Below are 17,569 nucleotides of genomic sequence, written 5' to 3'. Positions count from 1 at the left end.
TTTTAGTAACTTAAACTGATTATGGCATAATTGGAGCAGGTGTTGGCTCGCGCCTATCATTAAAAACATCCCCAAAACGAGAACTTCCTTGGTTCCATTCCTCAACTGCGGCTTGAATATCAGCTTTAGTTCGACCAATAAAATTCCACCACATCAGCACTGATTCATTTAAAGGCTCGCCACCCAGTAATAGAATATGGCTATCTGTGGCGAGTTCTACAGAAATTTCAGTTATATTTTTGCCTAAATAAACTAATTCATTACTATTAACTTGTTGCCCTTCAATAACAACACCGCCACTTACCACAAAAATACCATGTTCAAATTCAGAGCGTAACGTCAAAATTTGTCGCGCGGTTTTCTTCGCAAGAATATCGAGTCCAATCAACGGAGAAAATGTTAAGGTTGGTGCTTTATAAGTTCCATATTCCCCAACGAGTAAATTGAAGTGTGTTTCGCCTTCAGACCAACGTGGCAACGTAGGATAGTGGTCAAAACGGGGGGCAATATCTTTAACTGCTTCAGGTAAAGCAATCCACAATTGTACCGCATGTAACTGGCGACTTTCTCCATGGGTATCTTCAGAATGGCTGATCCCATAACCCGCAGTCATTAAATTGACCTGCCCTGGTCGAATAACCTGTTCATAGCCAAGGCTGTCCCGGTGTAATACTTCACCTTCAATCATCCAAGTGAATGTTTGTAAAGCCGTATGAGGGTGAGGTGATACCTTCATCCCCTCTGAATCACCTTTAAAAACTGTAGGCCCCGCATGGTCAAGAAAACACCAAGCACCGATTAATCTCCGTTCTCTTGTGGGTAAAACTCGTGCAACAGGAAGCCCCCCAACATCTTTTGAACGTGCTGTAATTAACTGTAAATCAGGTATTTTATCATCATGTTGAATACTCATGCTTACCTCATCTCATCAGTAACTAACAAATATTATTGGCGGATATCACTGTATTCAGGTGTTCTATCGAATATTGCTTTTGCAAAAGGACATAATGGGATAATTTTTCGCCCTTCTTCTCTCATTCGCTCAACAACCTTAGCAACTAATCGCTTTGCAATTCCCTGTCCTTTTAAGCTTTCATCAACCACTGTATGATCAATAATCACTAAGTCATCACCAGTATAAACAAAAGTTATCTCGGCAAGGCGCGTTTGCTTGTCATCAGATAAAATAAAAAAGCTATTGTGATCGGATTGGATATTCATCATAAATAACGCCTCTATGTTAAATCCATTTGATTTAGAGTATGTGAGGTATGCTGAAAAGACAATATTCTTCAATTGCCGATGTGATCCAAATATTTTGAAGTTAGAATAAGAATAAAGTGAGAAAATATGCTGCGACAGCGCTTAACTAGAGGCTAATTTAGTCTAACGCTGTTTTTTCAACTAACTCATTAATATAATACACATTAATTGTCAGAAAAATTACTTATCACCGTATAGGTTAATGAATTTTCTGAACTATCAATGACTTTTAATTTCACGTTTCTATAGGAAATAATATCGCTATGTTTAAGATTATACTGAATGTTATCTCCAAACCCTTGATTCTCAATATTTGAACCTATTTTCTGATAACTCACATCGACAATCTTGTCATTTATCCCATTGAAAATTAAGGCTTGTTCAAATGAATTACCATCCGAATTATTTAGTTTTACCTGTTCGACTTGTGCTTTATCACTACAAACAGCGACATTCACATCTGTCACGATACAGATTTCATTAGGACCAGACCCTTTTTTAATTAACAGTGAATTCCACGGTTGCCCTAAAACCTCAACGACGACCGAGCCAGAATCAACGATTTGGTCTGGCATATAAAAATCGCCTTTATCACTTGAACCCACTTTCTTGAATACACCGGGGATAATTTTGTAAGCCAAATCTATCTGTACTGGGTTTAGTACTTTAATTCCATCTATTTTACTAATATTGCCTTCTCTTACTAAGGGTTGCCCTACAGTAATATGATTGACCTGGCCTATTTTAGGTTCACTGATTTTTTGTGAGTCAGGAACATAGTTATACTCAGTTACCGCACATCCAGATAAAGAAGCAATACAAAAAGCAGGAATTAATAATTTATTCATCTTGATAAATCCATGGAGTTAAGATGCTAAATAATATATTTATAAAACAGTTACAACAAGTTACTATTTATATCCTCTGATACACATCAAACCTTTGGTTCATCACTCCGTTTGAATTTTTCTCTACTTATATTGAATACTAAAAAATACTGTAACTATTCCGTCTTATTCATATTTAAATTAATAAAATGTTATAAACGAAGCGTTAATAGTTATAAATACAAAAAATAATTACTTTACAGATGAATAACCCACCTTATGATATATTGATGATATAAGCGATTGTTTTTAATGTACATCAACATTTTAATCAAAGAAAGCCACTCGAAGAAGAGCTACGCGAATTAGAACAATTTCCCATGAAGTCATCGTAATTTGATGATTAATAATTAGCCTTAAAACAATAAAATATATTCATGGCTTATTAAAATAACAGTTCGGAAATAATTTTAAAAAATCCGCCGAAGCGGATATTTCCATTTAAATTGAAAGTAAAGTGATTACTCTAAGAAAAATGAAACATCAATGCTTCCTTGATATCTTCCTGCTTTGATATTTCCATTATGACAAAGGTTGAAATATAATGTTTCTTTAGCACTACTATTTGACATAGTCCCTAACTTAACACGGTCATAATAGGGAATAGCATCATTATTTCCATTTCTGCAAATATCTGAGGAGGATATAGTTCTTGAGGTTACAATATATGGTCTTTCTGTTGAATCAGCCGTATTTCCACTAAGTGAATCCAAAGCCATCCCAGCCAAATTTGTATCTGAAGTATTTCCAGCACTACTTTGCCCATGTAGTTGCTGATTAGCGGAAACAACCATCAAAAGTTTACCAGCCGTTATACAATTAACATTTATACTTGCAGGCCTAGTTTCAAGTAATTGGTTCTGTTTCCGGCCTGCCATTTGATTACTAAAAATAATATTAGTTGTGGTAACAGGCGCTACAGTACAAGAGTCTAATGCCTCAACACTTAAACTTTCGTTATCTAAAAAGAAAGGGTATAAAAAAAACCATCCTGAATTACTTCTATATAATTCACCTTTATGTCCAAAAGCAATAGACTCACCAGGTAATAAAGAGTACCTACCTTTAACTACCGTGGCATTGCCGCCAGAAACGGAACTTGCATAAGCAGAGAGACTTGAAATGCTCACTTGGGTAAGGCCATCATTTCGTTTAGCGTTTGGATAAAAATAGTTTGGTCTATCTACACCACCACTTTCAAGAGCCCACGTCAAAATACCAGTTGGTACAAGATTTCCTGATACTTGTTTCGATTCTTTTAAGACTGCAGATTTTGTTACATCACTACCATAATACCCTTTAAATCTTGCAGTTACTGTGCCATTAAATAGCAATACAATAATTCGAGAGCTATCGTTCTCATTGACTAATCTAATTCCATACCCTGAATTATGTTCAGCGAAAGAACCACCATTTGTAGTCATAAATTTTATATAGTCATTCACTTTCGGCAGCATAGGATAATTAACATTTGGATCTGTTGGAGCGGTAGATTCTATCGGATGCGAATTATTATCAAACACCCTTACTGATGGGTATATTTCGCCTAAATAGCCAGTTTGGCCGGCTCTTACTGTTAATTTATCTGCAGCCCCTGCTGATAAAGATATTCCAAACAATAGGATAGCGGTTAACCGTCTAGCTACTCGTTGGTAACACATTAAATTTGGTTGTTCTATTTTCATAATGATGCTTACGCCCAGAATACGTTTTTCTAAAAATACAAGACACTCATTCTCTATCAAGTATTATCATTATTTTACATGGTGGCCCATCTATACCTTATGTAAATTCAATTAGGATCATACCTCATTACTCTATATATGAGTGTTAAACTCACACTATAAATGTAACAATGTATTACTCCCAATGTGGGTTAATTTAAAATTAGACACTGAAAGCTTAGATATTTTAAAGATAATATAAACTCTAAAAATTACAATCCTTATCGCTAAATTCTGTCATAAAGCTAGAATCGTGGCATTGTCCACTCCACCAACGAGGTAGATTTTATGGTGTAAATAATGTAAATGGTACTCATATGCAATGGTTTACTGTAAATATCCTCATTGCTTTTGGTATGCTAGAGAATGTTACTCATTTGTTCCTGACTCTTGGGAAGTTGGTGAAACACTTTTCGTTGAATGGCAAGTAATAAATGACCCACTTATAATAAAGAATTGAGTTTGCAGAATCAATTTCACCCACTATTCCTCCATCGGACCAAATCGAGTTATTTAGAAAAAAATAAGATTTCCCCTCTCTATCAATGTAGGAGTTTTTAGATAAAAGACCTAATGAATGTCATATAAACCTGCAATAAGATAAATCCAGTTTTTATTGAGTAACATTAAATAGGTAATAATATTAAATCACTCAACACAAATGTGTAAATATGTAACACATTGTAAGCATATTAATTCCGCATCACAGACTTTTTATACTTATTCCATTGATTCACATACATTGTGATGTTAAAAATACTTATAGCCAATACTGTAAGAATACAAATAATAGTCATATAAACTGCAGGCACACATTAAATGATTAGCGACAGCAATAAATACCAAAAATAAATACAAATAGAGTGAATTTATAAAATCAACATCACTAAATTATATTTAGATAACAATTTACTTGTTGATCCTAAGTTAAATTTGTATATCATAAAAAGCTGAAAAAAAATAAAATATACAAATTGGCAGTTTAAACACCTTACTGGGAAAAAAAATCTTAACACAGAATTCATTCTGTGTAGGGAAATGTATGCCCTAAATTTATTATTAATTTAGGCATTTAAATTTATGGAATGAAGAAGTTATCGTATACTCATACAAGGAGATTCACTTAAATGAGTAAGAAAAATCTCGGTAGTGTTGCCCCTAAAGAAAGAATTAATATCAAATATACACCTAATACAGGTGGAGCTCAGGCTGAAGTTGAACTTCCCTTAAATATGCTGATTGTGGGAGATATGACAGGTAAAACTGAAGAGACCCCCATAGAAGAACGAAAAGCAATTTCAATTAATCAAAACAATTTCAATTCAGTTATGGAAAGTGCGGGTATTAATTTAAATATCAACGTCCGTAATACCCTTGAAAATACTAATGATTCTGAGCTTAATGTCAATCTTGATGTGAAATCACTACAAGATTTTTCACCCGATAGTATTGCTCGCCAAGTGCCAGAATTAAATAAACTTCTTGAATTACGAGAAGCTTTAGTTGCATTAAAAGGTCCTCTAGGCAATGTCCCTGCTTTTAGAAAGCGTCTTCAAGAATTACTTGAGAACAAAGAAACACGCGAACAACTTCTAAAAGAACTCGATATTGCCGCTAATCAAAAATAATGTTTATAGAGGATTATTTCATGTCACTAAATACTGAAGCTCTAGGCCAACAAGCCCCAGCATCTAACGGCTCTCTTCTAGATGAAATCATGGCTCAGTCACGTATGTCACCTGAGACTGAAGCGTATGATATTGCAAAGCAAGGCGTTGCCGCTTTCATCAGTAATCTTTTCGCTAATGAATCAGAAGATCAACAAATCAATAGATTATTAATTGATAAAATGCTGGTTGAACTTGATAACAAACTAAGCGCCCAAGTTGATGAAATTATTCACGCACCTAAATTTCAAGAAATTGAAGCATCATGGCGCTCCCTGAAGTTACTTGTTGACCGTACTGATTTTAGAGAAAACATCAAAATCAATATTCTTCATGCAACAAAAGAAGAGTTATTAGAAGACTTTGAGTTCTCTCCTGAAATCGTTCAGTCTGGTTTTTATCAGCACGTTTATTCTTCTGGTTATGGGCAATTTGGTGGTGAGCCCGTCGCAGCAATTGTTGGGAACTATGCATTTAACAACACCGCGCCTGATATGAAGTTAATGCAATATGTCAGCACTGTCGGAGCGATGGCACATGCACCATTCTTATCATCTGTTTCCCCTAATTTCTTCGGCATTAACAGTTATGCTGAATTACCGGCAATTAAAGACCTTAAATCTGTTTTCGAAGGCCCTGCTCATACGAAGTGGCGTTCTCTGAGAGAAGCAGAGGATTCGCGTTACTTAGGATTGACGGCACCACGTTTCTTATTACGCTTACCTTACTCCCCAACAGAAAACCCAGTGAAAATGTTTAACTATTCCGAAAATGTTAAACAAGACCATGAGCACTACTTATGGGGTAATACCGCATTCTTACTCGCAAGCTGCATCAATGATAGTTTCGCACAATACCGTTGGTGCCCAAATATTATTGGCCCACAAAGTGGCGGTACCGTCAATGACCTCCCTGTACACATTTTTGAAGCGATGGGTGAATTACAAACTAAAATACCAACTGAAGTTTTAGTTACTGATCGTCGAGAATTTGAACTGGCAGAAGAAGGTTTTATTACCCTAACAATGCGTAAAGGAAGTGATAACGCGGCTTTCTTCTCTGCAAACTCAGTTCAAAAAGCCAAAACCTTCCCAAATACCCCTGAGGGTAAAATGGCAGAAACTAACTATAAGTTAGGAACCCAGCTGCCATACATGTTTATTATCAACCGATTAGCTCATTACATTAAAGTGCTACAACGTGAGCAAATTGGCTCATGGAAAGAGCGACAAGATCTTGAACGTGAACTGAATATCTGGCTTAAACAATATGTAGCGGACCAAGAAAACCCACCAGCAGATGTTCGTAGTAAGCGCCCTCTTCGTTCAGCTGAAATTAAAGTGCTTGATGTTGAAGGTGATCCGGGTTGGTATCAAGTCGCAATTCAAGTTCGCCCTCACTTTAAATATATGGGTGCAAACTTTGAACTATCACTTGTTGGCCGCCTCGATAAAGAATAGCGGAGATCTCATTTAATCACGGCTGGTCCCCTAACAGCGGAGCCAGCTTATTCGATCGAATTAAGAGGAAAAATGCGAGTTTTTCCTCTCGTTCACGTACAAATACACTCATTGAATCAATTAAACAAAATTTAAATTATGTCCTGAATAGTCGGCCGAATGGTTGCCAAGGCTCACCATGTTTAGGGATACCTGATTTAAATGATGCGACTCAATCTGCGGTTGATTTTAAGGCCGAATTAGAGAATAGCATTGCAAGTTGCATCCTCACTTATGAACCTAGGATCACAAGTGTTGATGTGCAATTCATTGAAAATGATGCAGATAGTTTATCTTTACAATTCAGTATTAATGCTTGTATTGATTTAGATGACCAAAAGCAGCTTATTGAATTCAATATGTATTTGGATAGCAATCGTAGATACCAGTTAAAGTAGCACTCTTATGTCATCAAAAAACTATTTTACGAATGAATCAGAATACTTAAATGATTTAGCAGAAGAAGTTGCGCAAGAAAAGCCGCAACTTGTCAATTTGTTATCTAATAAAATTCAAGATCCTGATAGTGCCCGTATTATCGACGGGCTATCGTATTTATCAGGTAATTTACGGCAACAAATAGATAGGCAATTTCCTGAATTAACGAATAGCTTAGCAAATATGCTATGGCCTAATTACGCACGTCCTGTACCTAGCATGACAATTGTTGAATACCAACCTAATTATGCAGAATGCCAACATGCGATAAAAATTTCAGCGGGCCAATTCTTTAATGCAACACCTATTTATGTACAAAATGAAAATACCAACCAAGAAACTTTATTTCAATGTCGATTTAGCCAAAGTCGTGACCTCTGGTTAATACCAGCGAAAATTACGCAAACCTTACAAAGAACAACCGCCATTGAAATAACATTTGAGTTGAATGAAATACAACCTCTCGCAAACATTGGTTTAAATAAATTATGTTTTTATTTAAATGGTTCTCCATTTACAACAAATCAGCTTTATTTTTTATTAAGCCAGCATATACAGAATGCCTCACTAATCACAGATGAGCATGTATTACCACTTAACCAGTTTGCAGTGAAACCTGTTGGTTTTCAAAAACAGGATGCATTACTCCCTTATCCAAAAAATAGTTATGATGGTTACCGCATCTTACAAGAGTTTTTCTGTTTTCCTGAAGCCTTTCTATTTTTGGATATTCAAGGAATGGATGACATTCCCTTAGCTATCCAAACCAAGCAATTCAAACTTGTTATTAACTTTGATAAAGAAATCCCCGATGGGGTTATTCTTCATAACGATAGTATTAAACTGAATTGTACTCCCATCGTGAATTTATTCCGTGCTGACAGTGAAGCAATCAATCTCACAGGAAAAGATGAGGAATATGTATTAAGTCCTAATTACCAATACGCCCACTGTTTTGATATTTTTTCCATTAATGAAGTTTATGGATTACGCTATCCATCTGAAGGTAAAGCTTACCCGGTCACCTATACCCCATTTGAAAGCTTTTATCATCAGAACCATCACGAGCAAAATGATGGATATTATCGTTTAAAGGTAACCCAAAAAGAGCGTACCTATGGCTATGCCCATCGGCTTTCTTTTGTTCGTCAACACGAACACCAATTACAGCAATGTGACGAAACGGTTTCGATTTCACTCAATTGTACTAATCGCTATATCGCCTCCCAATTATCCACGCGATCAATTGACTTAGATAATTCATTCATACCTTATGGGGCTTTATCAGCTAAAAACTTATTCAAGCCAACAGTTCCCTTATATCCCCTACTTGATAAAACGCTGTATTGGTCTGAGCTGACGAATTTATCCCTAAACTATCAATCTTTATTGAATCTAGATTCATTAAAAAAAATATTGCAACTTTATGATTTACCTTCAGTTTATGACAAGCAGACCGCAAGGCAATCCCAAAAACGTTTGGATGCATTAGTTGATTTACATTCAGAGCATATCGAACGTATCTACAAAGGACTGCCAGTTCGTGGATTAAAAACAACCTTAGTCGTACGTCAGAACGCGTTTCTTTCTGAAGGAAGCTTATTCTTATTTTGTACTGTTATTGCTCAATTTTTTAGGCTGTATACCAGCATTAATATGTTTCATGAATTAGAAGTTCTTAACCTTGATAATAAGGAAATTTATCAGTGGCCAGCACAAATCAACCAGCACATACTGAAATAATCGATCGCTGGCTGGAACAAGCTGGCTCATCGGTTACAGAGTATAATTTTTATCAACTTGTTGAATTATTAAACAAAATGATTCATCAAGACATGGATATCACTCGTGATAATAGCGATATTATTCACTTTAAATCACACTCTAATGTCGCATTTCCAACGAGAGATATCGTGTCTTTTGAAAAGAATGCCACTCATCAGTATGAGCTGGAGGTTGCTTTTCTCGGGCTGCAAGGAAGCCAGTCGCCACTTCCTGGCTATTACCTTGATGAATTTGCTTGGGAAGATGCGCAGCAAATCCCAGGGATCTCTGATTTTTTAAATATCTTTAATCATCGATTGCTCTCTCTGCTCTATCGTATCTGGCGAAAATACCGCTATTACATTTGTTTTGAAAATGAAGGCCAAGATTCATTTTCCCAGTATATGTTTTCTCTCGTAGGATTAGGGAATGGGGCTAACCGTGGACGGATTAAAATCAATCACAGCAAAATGCTCGCTTATGCTGGCCTTTTAGCGAGCCCCAGCCGTTCAGCAGATGTCATTAGTAGCCTAATATCTCATTGTTTTGACTTAGAAAATGTAGATGTTATTGAGTGGGAAACCCGTCGTGTCCCTATCCCGGAATCACAGCAAAATAAGTTAGGCATTATTTCTCATCAACCTGGGCAAAAATCTCAACCTCGAATGTTATTAGGTGAAAATTTTAGTCTTGGGTCTCACATAGATGATTGCAATGGAAAATGCACTATAGAAATCAGTGGATTAACTATAGAACGTTATATGCGTTTTTTACCTAATGGTAGTGATTTCGCTCCTCTCGTTGCCTTCGTTTCATACATTTTTCATGAGCAATTAGCTTGGGATTTACGTCTTAGTATCGCAGAGAATCAAGCTGAAGGTTTCTGTTTAGGTAAAAAAAATCACAACCAATTAGGCTGGCAAAGCTTTTTAGGTAAACCCGCTAAAAAACCAAATATCACCATTACGGTATTGGAATAAAAGACATGGATAAACATCAGCCAATAATTTCATTTAGTATAACGAATAGTGAACAGCTAGAAAGTGGTTATCTTCCGAGCGCAACCTTGACTCAACATGGTGGCCTAATTGGTAGTGGCAATCAATGTGACTGGAAAATTCAAGATGCTGATGGTGCTATCTCTGCCTGTCAGTTTACTGTTTTCTGGAAAGATCAGCATTTTTGCTTAAAAGTAAACTCAGACTCTGTTTACATTAATCACGCAATTATTCCTATACATCTTGATGCCGTGAAACTTGCCCAAGGAGACCAAATCAGAGTGGGCAAACTGGTTATTACAACCAATATTAGTTTAACTGGGCAGCCAGTACAAAATATGATGGTAGCAACACCTCAATCGATTGTTGCAAAAGATCATAATCCTTTAGATTCATTATTTGATATTGATACGGTCAATAATGAAAACAAAGAATCCCCATTTGTTCCAACTGTTCAAGGTGCTTTCACGGCGGATCCCTTACAAGCGCTAGAAAATGAAAATCTCAGTTTAATTTCTAAGAGTCAATCCGTCGTCTCTGAACCTTCTTTATTGAGTAGCCCACTCTCTTATTCACCTACCCTTGCGATATCTGATAATCAAGAGAATACCATGGTACAAGAATTTATTGATTTACCCAAAATTACACCTTTCGAAGATGAACACATGACCGATATTGATCATGTGGCCGTTAACCCTCTCATGCATGGTTTAGGTGTCCATCTTAATTTAGCTAGCTCTCAACAAGCTAATGACTTTCTCATCGAGCTCGGTAAAACAATGAAAGCTGCTGTTGAAGGTTTACTCGCTTTGCAGCAACAGCAGGAGAGTTTACAAGATAAGCAACTCCGCCCTATTGAAGATAATCCGCTACGTCTAAACAGTAGTTATGAAGATACGATGAAATTGATGTTTACAGATGAACGTAGCCCTGTTCACCTTTCAGCACCTTCCGCCGTCACTGAAAGTTTGCACAATATGCAGTTGCATTACCATGCAAATCAAGAAGCGATATCGACTGCTTTAGCAACAATGCTTGCGGCTTTTTCTCCAGAACATTTATTAAACCGTTTTTCCCAATATCGACGTGCTTCAGATAATACGCCAATGACTGATGGCTGGGCATGGGAAATGTACAGCAACTACTACAAAGAGCTTTCTTCATCTCGGCAACAGGGTTTTGAAAAATTATTCTATGAAGTTTATTCCCATGCTTATGACCGAGCATTAAGAAAAGGGATAGAGGAAGCTTAAAATGCAGCTTAGGACTTTTTCAGTGTTATTGCTATTTGCCTCATTTTTCATTTTGAGTGGGTGTAGTAAATCGCTACAGACAGCGTCAAAAGTGGGGCAAATTCTATTAGACCCGTCTATTCCCGTTGGCTATCCAAAAGATCAGCCATCCACGGTTGCTTTAACCATCCTCGCCGAGCCCTATATTAACCCTAATCAGGAAGGTGAAGCTGCACCGATAAATATCCAAATTGTTTATCTTAATGAAGATTCTTTATTTGGTTCTTTAGATCATGACCAGATAGAAGCTAAAGATGGGGACTTAGAGAAAGTGCTGAAGAAAAATTATATTGATCACCAAGATTACACTATCTTGCCTGGCCAATATAAGCCCTTCCCGACGATGACGCTGCAGGCATCTAATCGTTATATCGGCATTATTGCCTATTATTCAGACCCTGATAATGCCGAATGGAAAAAAATAGTCAAAGCCCGAGGTAAGGGACGCCATTACTTTATTTTAGCTCACATTAGAGAAAACGAAATCGAATTTAGACAAGAAGAGGATGATTAATATGTCGACTAAAAATAGAGTAATTTGGCGTGAAGGGCTATTTATCAAACCTCAGCATTTCCAGCAACAACAACGTCATCAAGATTACGTTACAGAAAGTATTCTCAAAAATTTTATTTCTCATTTTTGGGGATTCAGTCACTTATCTTTAAGTAACGATTTATATTCTTTAGGCCGTATTGGTATTAAGGAAGCATCTGGTGTTATGCCTGACGGTACCATTTTTTCTTTTCCTAACCAAGACTTGTCACCTCAACCAATTGATATACAAAATATTACCGACAGTGATAGTAATATTATTTATCTCGCCTTTCCTTTGACTAATGGAAACGTCAACGAAATATCAAACGAGCATAATGGGAGTCGTTTACTTTCACGTTATAGCGAATGTATAGAAAATGTTCGTGATTTACATACAGAAAATGGCGATTTAAGCACTATCCATGTTGCACAACTAAACCCCATCCTTAAACAAGGTAAAAGTGGCTTAGATGCCTACGTGGCACTGCCTATATGCCGCATTAGAGAGCGTAATGCCAACGGAAGCATAACGCTTGATGACGATTATATTCCAAGCCTTTTGAATATTCGAGCATCGCTATTACTAAATGAATTTCTCACTGAGATTGAAGGTACTTTGTATGAACGGGGTAAGCAAATTGCCTCCCGAATTGGCGCCCCTGGCCAGCAAGGTGTTGCGGATGTCGCTGAATTTATGATGCTACAAGTACTCAACCGTAGCTATCCTCTTTATTCGCACTATGCGCAAGAACCGGTTATTCATCCTGAAAAACTCTTTCGGGACTTATTAGAACTTTGTGGTGAGCTACAAACATTCACGAATTCGTCACGCTTACCCGATACCATTGCAAAATATAAACACTTTGATTTAACAAATAGCTTTCTCCCATTAATAAAAAATATCCGTGAAGCATTGAGTGTTGTCTTGACGCCTCGAGCAATTCCTATTCCGTTACAGATCCAAGAACACGGTATTCGAGTGGCCACTATTCATGACAAACAACTGCTCCAAAAAGCTGAATTTATTATTGCAGTTAAGTCGCAGATGCCTCAGGAACAATTACGCAAACAGTTCCCACAACAAACTAAAGTAACAACGGTAAATAACATTCGTAGCTTGGTCAGTGTTCAAATACCGGGGGTTCCTTTATCTCCCCTTTCAACCGCCCCACGACAATTACCTTATCATTCCGGGTATAACTACTTCCATTTTGATCAACAAGGTAATGAATGGAAAGGGATCCAACAGGATGGCAACATCGCATTCCACGTCTCTGGGAATTTCCCTGATTTAGATATTCAGTTGTGGGCAATAAGAGATGGAGCACTCTATGACTGATAATGTTTTGCTTAATCATGATGTTGATAGTGGTATTTCGCAAAAAAATTACCAAATCCCACTGCGGGGTAACAACATTAATCCAATGATTGATGCTGCAACACCTCTTTTAGGTATGGTTTTACGAATGAAAGCGATGTCTGAAACACCACTTTCAGAAAAACTTTACCAGCAAGTGGTCATGGACATCACTTCGATTGAACAACAATTACAAATACAAGGTTACGAGCCTGGGGCCATTGTTTCGTTCCGCTATGTCTTGTGCACTTTCATTGATGAAACAGCTCTTGGATTGGGCTGGGATCAAGAAAATGGCTGGGTAAAACAGTCACTACTTGTTCACTTTCATAATGAGTCTTGGGGGGGGGAAAAGGTCTTTATTTTAATTGAAAGATTACTAGGTGAACCCAAACGTTACCTCGACCTCATTGAGTTTATCTACCTTTGTCTCTGTCTTGGATACCGCGGTCGTTACAAAGTATCTGCGGGTCAGAATGATGAATTTAATCATTTACTTAGACGCTTACAGAAACAAATACAACAACTTAAAGGTGATCCGAAACCAGTTGTTCTCTTTGAGAAAGGCGATAACAAGCAGAGCCGCTACCGTTTAGGTAAACGGTTAGGTATGCGTTACATCATCATTGGTACTGCAATATTTGCGTTCATTATTTATCAAATATATTCATCCCAACTGAATTACCAAACACTCAGTATTGTGGAACAACTTAATACTTTACTCGGCTAGGGCGCACTATGATCCAAATTAATCTCTCAACACTTGTAAACCGATTACACCCGATTGCTAAGCATGCGTTAGAAAGCGCAGCAGCCTACTGTGTAAGTCATCAACAGCCTGAAATTACGATTGCTCAGTTTCTTCAGAAACTCATTGAGACACCATTAACTGACATTCGCCTAATCAGCCAGAAGAGTACTTTGGATATTAATAAGTTGTCTGAATTATTAGATATTCAAATTCCACCTCATCAAGCCATAACACAGAGCTACCCGAGTTTCTCCCCATTATTAGTGGAGTGGATGAAAGACAGTTGGTTACTTGCATCGACGGAATTCAACCACAGTGAACTTCGCTCAGGCGTTCTCTTTCTGACATTATTACAAATGCCATTGCGTTACCTCCCAAAGCCTGTTGCAGACATGCTTTCGCAAGTAAACCGGGAGCAACTAAAACTCAGTTTTGATAAGTGGACAGAAGGGTCTGCTGAATCACCTTTTGACGAACAAGCACCTCAAAATAACGGCAAAATCGCGTCGGACTCATTGTTAGCAAAATTTACGCAAAACATGACCGAACAAGCTCGAAATAATGAACTTGACCCTGTTTTATGTCGCGATCATGAAATCGACCTTATGATTGATATCCTTTGCCGTCGCCGAAAAAATAACCCTGTTGTTGTTGGGGAACCTGGAGTCGGAAAAAGCGCGCTTATTGAAGGCCTCGCATTACGTATTATCGCCGGTGAAATCCCTGAAAAATTAATAGGGTGTGAACTTCTAACCTTAGATTTAGGTGCATTACAAGCCGGTGCAGCGGTTAAAGGCGAATTTGAGAAACGTTTTAAAGGCATCATGCAAGAAGTCTCTCAATCTCCTCATCCCATAATTCTATTCATCGATGAAGCACACACATTAATTGGGGCTGGTAACCAACAAGGTGGCCTCGATGTTTCTAATTTATTAAAGCCAGCGTTAGCGCGTGGTGAATTGAGAACAATCGCCGCAACCACTTGGAGCGAATATAAAAAATATTTCGAAAAAGATGCTGCATTAGCTCGCCGTTTTCAGTTAGTTCAAGTCAAAGAGCCAACATCTGCGGACGCAATTATCATTATGCGTGGTTTACGTTCTATTTATGAAAAAGCACATCATGTTTTTATTGATGATGAGGCTCTTAGAGCCAGTGCTGAACTGAGTGAACGTTATATTTCAGGACGCCAATTACCCGATAAAGCCATTGATGTATTAGATACCGCGTGTGCAAGAGCAGCGATCAATTTATCTTCACCACCAAAAATGCTCTCTTCATTAAAAACAGATCTCCAGCAAATAGAGATGGAGACAGTGATATTAAAAAGAGAACATCATCTTGGCTTGGATAATCACTCAGAGCGCCTTGAGGAATTAGCATCAAAAGCAAATGCGATTGAGCAAAAAGCTTCCGATATACAACAAGCATGGGAACAACAACAAGCGCTTGTTTCACAAATTATAACTTTGCGTTCGACATTATTAGACGATGAAAATACCGAGCTCCAGTCCGAAGAGGCTCGTCATTCAGATGAACTGAAACAGGAATTGCAAACATTAGACCAGCAACTTGCTCAACTCCATGAAACACACTTACTCGTTTCGCCACACGTCGATAAAAAGCAAATTGCAGCTGTCATCGCAGAATGGACTGGTGTGCCACTAAATCGATTATCACAAGATGCTTTATCTATTGTTACCGATCTTCCCACCTACTTAGAAGAAAGTATTAAAGGGCAATCATTAGCAATACAGTGCTTACACAAACATTTGTTAACGGCACGCGCTGATTTACGCCGACCAGGTCGCCCTTTAGGTGCATTTTTATTGGCGGGGCCAAGTGGTGTCGGTAAAACAGAAACCGTGATCCAAATTGCCCAATTAATGTTTGGTGGGACCCAATACCTAACGACCATCAATATGTCTGAGTTTCAAGAGAAACACACTGTATCTCGTCTCATCGGTTCACCTCCTGGTTATGTCGGCTATGGTGAGGGCGGAATATTAACAGAAGCTATTCGTCAAAAACCTTATTCTGTTGTTCTACTTGATGAAGTCGAGAAAGCGCATCCAGACGTTCTAAACTTGTTTTATCAAGCATTTGATAAAGGCGAGATAGCGGATGGTGAAGGACGAGTTATTGACTGCAAAAATATCGCATTCTTCCTAACATCTAATTTAGGTGACCATGTGATTAGCGCTTATGCGGACAAGCCAGATGAGCTGCAAGATGCACTTTATCCTGAGCTCACCACATTTTTTAAACCCGCGCTACTGGCCCGCATGGAAGTTGTCCCTTATTTACCTCTTTCGACTGCTATTTTACGACAAATTGTTGATAGTAAGCTGATGCGTCTTATGCTCTTATTGAAACAACGTTTTAATGCAAAAATTCAGTTAGAAGAAAACGTCCCTAGTGAAATTTTACGTCGAGCTTCTCGCGCGGAAAATGGCGCACGTATCTTAGAATCAATTATTGATGGTGCTTTATTGCCGCCTCTTTCTTTGTTACTTCTTCAGTTCAGTGCCCGTAATGAAACCATCTCCCATATTCGTTTAACAACGGAAAATGGTGAATTTATTGCGGAGGTTAACAAAGAAAAATGAAAGCAAGACTAAAAAATGCCCTTGCTCTTCTTGAGTGCCATGACATAGAAGCGCTAGCCGTTCAATTTTTGACATATAGTTTTTCGCGCAGCGCATTCAGCGGGCTAATTATTTCATTGGTCAATAAAACCGAAAATAGATTAGAAAGCTGGAACATTGACCACTCACTCCAAGTTCAAAGCCATTTTTTAGACACTGATATTACTGATGCCGATCACCCTTTAATACAACTTGTATTAAAGGGGGAACCCACATTTTGGAAGAATTTACAGCAAGGTAGCTACATTAATAACGCGTCATTACGTGATTTTATTTCGCAACTTCCAGTCAATACTGGGCTGTATAGCTTACCACTGCATGATCTGAACCATAAACCATGCGGCGCCATTATTCTTTTAGGGCAAGCAAAAGAGTTGGAAAATTTCGAACAGGGCATTTTCCCTATTTATTGTGAGCTCTTTCATCAGCAATTAAAACGCATTCTTGAATTGGCAAATACGCAACAAAAAATTTCTCACTTGCAATATCTCAATCAGTTGCAGAAGGAAAAGGAAGTCAGCCTCAATGAGGCCTTAAACATATTAACGGCATCAATCACAAGCATGGAACCAACAACAAATAATCCAAATAATATTAACGACTTAGAAGCTGCCGTAGAGGGCTATGAAAAAGAAATTTTATTAAACAAGCGGCGAGAGCTAAAGGGAGATATCAACGCAATGGCAGAACACCTCAACATATCTAAGCGTGCGCTGATATATAAATTGAAGAAGTACGGAGTATAA

Annotated in this window: 15 protein-coding genes; 11 read left to right on the top strand and 4 right to left on the bottom strand. The window is 37.8% G+C overall.

Annotated elements, in window-relative coordinates; translation table 11 throughout:
* Positions 1–19: 19 nt before the first annotated feature.
* From M1E86_RS06895 to M1E86_RS06880, 4 genes are all read right to left on the bottom strand, one after another.
* Positions 20–913, bottom strand: a complete 894-nt coding sequence (locus M1E86_RS06895) for a pirin family protein (protein WP_213914115.1) — start codon at positions 911–913, stop codon at positions 20–22.
* 32 nt (positions 914–945) lie between these two features.
* Positions 946–1,221 (bottom strand): GNAT family N-acetyltransferase, encoded by a 276-nt coding sequence (locus tag M1E86_RS06890; RefSeq protein WP_213914128.1) that lies wholly within the window; start codon positions 1,219–1,221, stop codon positions 946–948.
* A 206-nt stretch (positions 1,222–1,427) separates the two neighbouring features.
* A complete protein-coding gene (locus M1E86_RS06885) occupies positions 1,428–2,111 on the bottom strand; it encodes a hypothetical protein (protein ID WP_213914116.1) in 684 nt (227 codons plus the stop codon).
* Positions 2,112–2,611: 500 nt separating this feature from the next.
* The gene (locus M1E86_RS06880; protein ID WP_213914117.1) at positions 2,612–3,895 is read right to left on the bottom strand and encodes a hypothetical protein; all 1,284 of its coding nucleotides are present in this window, start codon (positions 3,893–3,895) and stop codon (positions 2,612–2,614) included.
* Between the two features lie 1,106 nt (positions 3,896–5,001).
* Between M1E86_RS06880 and tssB the strand changes: the two genes are divergently transcribed.
* Genes tssB through M1E86_RS06825 form a run of 11 tightly spaced genes read left to right on the top strand, consistent with a single transcriptional unit; the run spans position 5,002 to position 17,569 of the window.
* Entirely contained in the window at positions 5,002–5,502 is a 501-nt protein-coding gene (gene tssB, locus M1E86_RS06875) for a type VI secretion system contractile sheath small subunit (protein ID WP_125890746.1), read from the top strand.
* Positions 5,503–5,522: 20 nt separating this feature from the next.
* Positions 5,523–7,001 (top strand): type VI secretion system contractile sheath large subunit, encoded by a 1,479-nt coding sequence (gene tssC, locus M1E86_RS06870; RefSeq protein ID WP_096864201.1) that lies wholly within the window; start codon positions 5,523–5,525, stop codon positions 6,999–7,001.
* Positions 6,998–7,438 (top strand): type VI secretion system baseplate subunit TssE, encoded by a 441-nt coding sequence (gene tssE, locus M1E86_RS06865; RefSeq protein WP_426099447.1) that lies wholly within the window; start codon positions 6,998–7,000, stop codon positions 7,436–7,438. Before tssC ends, tssE begins: the two co-directional genes overlap by 4 nt.
* Before the next feature lie 7 nt (positions 7,439–7,445).
* The gene (tssF, locus tag M1E86_RS06860) at positions 7,446–9,221 is read left to right on the top strand and encodes a type VI secretion system baseplate subunit TssF (protein ID WP_213914118.1); all 1,776 of its coding nucleotides are present in this window, start codon (positions 7,446–7,448) and stop codon (positions 9,219–9,221) included.
* Positions 9,185–10,222, top strand: a complete 1,038-nt coding sequence (gene tssG, locus M1E86_RS06855) for a type VI secretion system baseplate subunit TssG (RefSeq protein ID WP_213914119.1) — start codon at positions 9,185–9,187, stop codon at positions 10,220–10,222. Before tssF ends, tssG begins: the two co-directional genes overlap by 37 nt.
* Positions 10,223–10,227: 5 nt before the next feature.
* The gene (gene tagH / locus M1E86_RS06850; RefSeq protein WP_213914120.1) at positions 10,228–11,493 is read left to right on the top strand and encodes a type VI secretion system-associated FHA domain protein TagH; all 1,266 of its coding nucleotides are present in this window, start codon (positions 10,228–10,230) and stop codon (positions 11,491–11,493) included.
* A gap of 1 nt (position 11,494) precedes the next feature.
* On the top strand, positions 11,495–12,046 hold the full coding sequence (gene tssJ / locus M1E86_RS06845) for a type VI secretion system lipoprotein TssJ (RefSeq protein ID WP_125890742.1): 552 nt from the start codon (positions 11,495–11,497) through the stop codon (positions 12,044–12,046).
* Position 12,047: 1 nt separating this feature from the next.
* The gene (gene tssK / locus M1E86_RS06840) at positions 12,048–13,406 is read left to right on the top strand and encodes a type VI secretion system baseplate subunit TssK (RefSeq protein WP_185746842.1); all 1,359 of its coding nucleotides are present in this window, start codon (positions 12,048–12,050) and stop codon (positions 13,404–13,406) included.
* Positions 13,399–14,154, top strand: a complete 756-nt coding sequence (icmH, locus tag M1E86_RS06835; RefSeq protein WP_125890740.1) for a type IVB secretion system protein IcmH/DotU — start codon at positions 13,399–13,401, stop codon at positions 14,152–14,154. Before tssK ends, icmH begins: the two co-directional genes overlap by 8 nt.
* Positions 14,155–14,162: 8 nt before the next feature.
* Positions 14,163–16,784 carry a type VI secretion system ATPase TssH gene (gene tssH, locus M1E86_RS06830; protein ID WP_426099318.1) on the top strand — a complete coding sequence of 874 codons (2,622 nt, stop codon included), beginning with the start codon at positions 14,163–14,165 and terminating at the stop codon, positions 16,782–16,784.
* Positions 16,781–17,569 carry a helix-turn-helix domain-containing protein gene (locus M1E86_RS06825; RefSeq protein ID WP_125890738.1) on the top strand — a complete coding sequence of 263 codons (789 nt, stop codon included), beginning with the start codon at positions 16,781–16,783 and terminating at the stop codon, positions 17,567–17,569. Before tssH ends, M1E86_RS06825 begins: the two co-directional genes overlap by 4 nt.

Origin of the sequence: Providencia sp. PROV200, assembly GCF_049901995.1 — a bacterium.
Lineage (GTDB): Bacteria > Pseudomonadota > Gammaproteobacteria > Enterobacterales > Enterobacteriaceae > Providencia > Providencia rettgeri_E.
The sequence above is the reverse complement of the archived record's forward strand: the minus strand, read 5'-3'. Positions and strand labels throughout refer to the sequence as shown.

Coding starts and splice junctions, on each gene's coding strand:
- icmH (WP_125890740.1), top strand. CDS start 13,399: ATGACTGATAATGTTTTGCTTAATCATGATGTTGATAGTGGTATTTCG.
- M1E86_RS06885 (WP_213914116.1), bottom strand. CDS start 2,111: ATGAATAAATTATTAATTCCTGCTTTTTGTATTGCTTCTTTATCTGGA.
- tssF (WP_213914118.1), top strand. CDS start 7,446: ATGTCATCAAAAAACTATTTTACGAATGAATCAGAATACTTAAATGAT.
- M1E86_RS06825 (WP_125890738.1), top strand. CDS start 16,781: ATGAAAGCAAGACTAAAAAATGCCCTTGCTCTTCTTGAGTGCCATGAC.
- tssC (WP_096864201.1), top strand. CDS start 5,523: ATGTCACTAAATACTGAAGCTCTAGGCCAACAAGCCCCAGCATCTAAC.
- tssB (WP_125890746.1), top strand. CDS start 5,002: ATGAGTAAGAAAAATCTCGGTAGTGTTGCCCCTAAAGAAAGAATTAAT.
- tagH (WP_213914120.1), top strand. CDS start 10,228: ATGGATAAACATCAGCCAATAATTTCATTTAGTATAACGAATAGTGAA.
- tssJ (WP_125890742.1), top strand. CDS start 11,495: ATGCAGCTTAGGACTTTTTCAGTGTTATTGCTATTTGCCTCATTTTTC.
- M1E86_RS06890 (WP_213914128.1), bottom strand. CDS start 1,221: ATGAATATCCAATCCGATCACAATAGCTTTTTTATTTTATCTGATGAC.
- tssK (WP_185746842.1), top strand. CDS start 12,048: ATGTCGACTAAAAATAGAGTAATTTGGCGTGAAGGGCTATTTATCAAA.
- tssH (WP_426099318.1), top strand. CDS start 14,163: ATGATCCAAATTAATCTCTCAACACTTGTAAACCGATTACACCCGATT.
- M1E86_RS06895 (WP_213914115.1), bottom strand. CDS start 913: ATGAGTATTCAACATGATGATAAAATACCTGATTTACAGTTAATTACA.